General features: G+C 70.4%; 2 protein-coding genes. One reads left to right on the top strand and one right to left on the bottom strand.

Annotated elements, in window-relative coordinates; genetic code table 11:
* Positions 1–134 precede the first annotated feature (134 nt).
* Entirely contained in the window at positions 135–1,190 is a 1,056-nt protein-coding gene (locus FNH08_RS48575) for a LacI family DNA-binding transcriptional regulator (protein WP_152778292.1), read from the bottom strand.
* A gap of 109 nt (positions 1,191–1,299) precedes the next feature.
* Here FNH08_RS48575 and FNH08_RS48570 point away from each other — a divergent pair, with 109 nt between their 5' ends.
* Entirely contained in the window at positions 1,300–2,658 is a 1,359-nt protein-coding gene (locus FNH08_RS48570) for an ABC transporter substrate-binding protein (protein ID WP_152778291.1), read from the top strand.
* Positions 2,659–2,688 lie beyond the last annotated feature (30 nt).

Raw genomic sequence — 2,688 nt, 5'->3', positions numbered from 1 at the left:
ACCCGCAGCCGCGCACCCCCGACCCACGAACAAACGCGCAGGCGCCCAAGCCACGACGGCGCCGCAGACGCGCCCCTCAGGGGCGCGGGGAACTGCGCGACCAGCCACAACAAACCCGCAGGCACCCACGAACCTCAGGCACCCACCGCCGTACTGCTGCGCACCACCAACCTCGTAGCCAACTCCACCCGAGTAGCAGCCGGAACCCCCTCCTCGCGGCCCAGATCCAGCACCAACCGAGTCGCCGCCTCCGCCATCTCCATCAACGGCTGCCGCACGGTCGTCAGCGGCGGCCCCACCCACCGCGCCACCGGCAGATCGTCGAACCCGACCACGCTCAGGTCCTCCGGGATCCGCAGCCCCAGCTCGCGCGCGGCCTCGTACAGGCCGAGCGCCTGAAGGTCGTTGCCCGCGAAGACGGCGGTGGGGCGGTCCGGCAGCCGGAGCAACTCCAGCCCCAGGCGGTAGCCGGTCTCGTGGTGGAAGTCCCCCGCCTTGATCAGCTCCGCGTCCACCGGCAGCCCGGCGGTCTCCAGCGCGGCCCGGTAGCCGTCCACCCGCGCCCGGCTGCACATCATCCGCGAGGGCCCGCTGATCGCGCCGATGCGCCGGTGGCCCAGCTCGACCAGGTGCCGGGTGGCCGCCAGCCCGCCCTGCCAGTTCGTCGCACCGATCGACGGCACGTCGTCGCCGGGATCGCCCGCCGGGTCCATCACCACGAACGGGATGGACCTGCTGGTCAGCAGCGCCCGCTGCGACGCGTCGAGCCCGGACAGCACCAGCACCACCCCGTGCGGGCGCCGGGCCGCGACCTGGTCGGCCCAGGTGCGCCCGGGCGTCAGCCGCCCCGCGCTCTCGGAGAGGACCACACTCAGCCCGGCCTCCCTCGCCACGGTCTCGACGCCCCGGATGACCTCCATCGCCCACGCGCTCTCCAGCTCGTGGAACACGACGTCGACGAGCGGCGAGCGGGTCGCCTCGGCACGCCGGCGCCGGTAGCCGTACTCGCGCAGCAGTTCCTCGACACGGGTGCGGGTCGCCGGGGCGACATCGGCCCGGCCGTTGAGCACCTTCGAAACAGTCGGAGCCGAAACCCCCGCCTCGCGGGCGATCTCGGCGAGCGTCGCCGTCTGCGTGGACTGCGCCGCCTGCGGTCTTGTCGGGGTTTCCTCGGGCTTCGGAGGTTTCATGGGCCGGATCGTATCTCCGCGCGACCCCTTGACGGACCCCTTCGGGCACCATACGTTCCCGGAACATTCGAAGTGCCATCCGAAACATTCGCGAAGGGTGAGTGCTGCAATGGAGTCGCTCAGAGGCCAGTCCACCGGCGGGAGCCCGGGCAGCCGTACGTTCAGCAGGCGCTGGGTGCTGGGAGCCGGTGCCACCACGTTGCTCGCCACCGGGACCACCGGACTCACGGCCTGCGGCTCCGGCAGCGGCTCGGGCGGCGACAGCGGCACGATCACCGCCTTCGTGTACGGCGACGACGCGGTGAAGGTCCAGGCGGCGGGCGTGGCCCGGTTCAACAAGTCGGCCGCCGCGAAGAAGGCGGGCGGCAAGGTCAAGCTGGAGAAGGTCCCCGGCTCCGACTACTCCCCCAAGCTCCGCACCGCCATGGGCTCGCCGAGCGCCCCGGACGTCTTCTTCAACTGGGGCGGCGGCTCCATCAAGCCGTACGAGGAGGCCGACAAGCTCGTCGACCTCACCGACATCATCAACGACGACCCCGTCCTCAAGAACGGCTTCCTGCCCGCGGTGCTCGCGGCCGGCGACCTGGGGGGCCGCCACTACGGCATACCGATGCGCGGGATGCAGCCCGTGATCCTCTTCTACAACAAGTCCGTCTTCGCCGAGCACAAGCTCCAGCCGCCCACCACCTGGGACCAGTTGCTGGACATCAACGCCAAGCTGAAGAAGGCGAAGATCACTCCGTTCGCGCTCGGCGGCTCCGACATCTGGCCCGAGCTGATGTGGCTGGAGTACCTGGTCGACCGCGTCGGCGGCCCCGAGGTCTTCAAGCGCATCCAGGACGGCGACGCCGAGGGCTGGGGCGACCCGGCCGTCCTGAAGGCCGCCGAGCTGGTGAAGGAGCTCGTCGACGACGGCGCCTTCGGCTCCAAGTTCACCTCGGTGTCGTACGTCAACGGCGGCGCTCCCGCGGTCTTCGCCAAGGGCAAGGCCGCCATGCACCTGATGGGCTCGTGGGAGTACTCGACGCAGCTCGGCAAGTTCCCCGACTTCGCCAAGAGCAACCTGGGCTGGGCCGCCTTCCCGACGGTCGAGGACGGCACGGGCGACGTCCGCAACGTGGTCGGCAACCCCACCAACTACTGGTCCATCAACTCCCGTACCCGCAACAAGGACCTGGCGATCGCGTTCCTCAGGACCTGCGCGTCGGAGGCGTACGCGAAGGACCTGGTCGACCTCGGCGACGTCCCGACCACCTCGAACGCGGCCCAGCTGCTCTCCTCCGCGCCCAACCCCGAGTTCGCGAAGTTCCAGTACGACATGGTGGAGAAGGCCCCGGCCTTCACGCTCTCCTGGGACCAGGCGCTGGGCGACGGGCTGGGCACCAAGATGCACACGGAGATCGGCAAGCTGTTCGCGGGCAAGTCGTCACCCACGCAGTTCATAGCGGCCTGCAAGGGCCTGAAGTGAGCACGACGCTCGACGAGCGGCCACCCGCCC

Origin of the sequence: Streptomyces spongiae (assembly GCF_009377185.1) — a bacterium.
GTDB lineage: Bacteria > Actinomycetota > Actinomycetes > Streptomycetales > Streptomycetaceae > Streptomyces > Streptomyces spongiae.
This window is presented reverse-complemented; position numbering and strand designations above follow the sequence as displayed.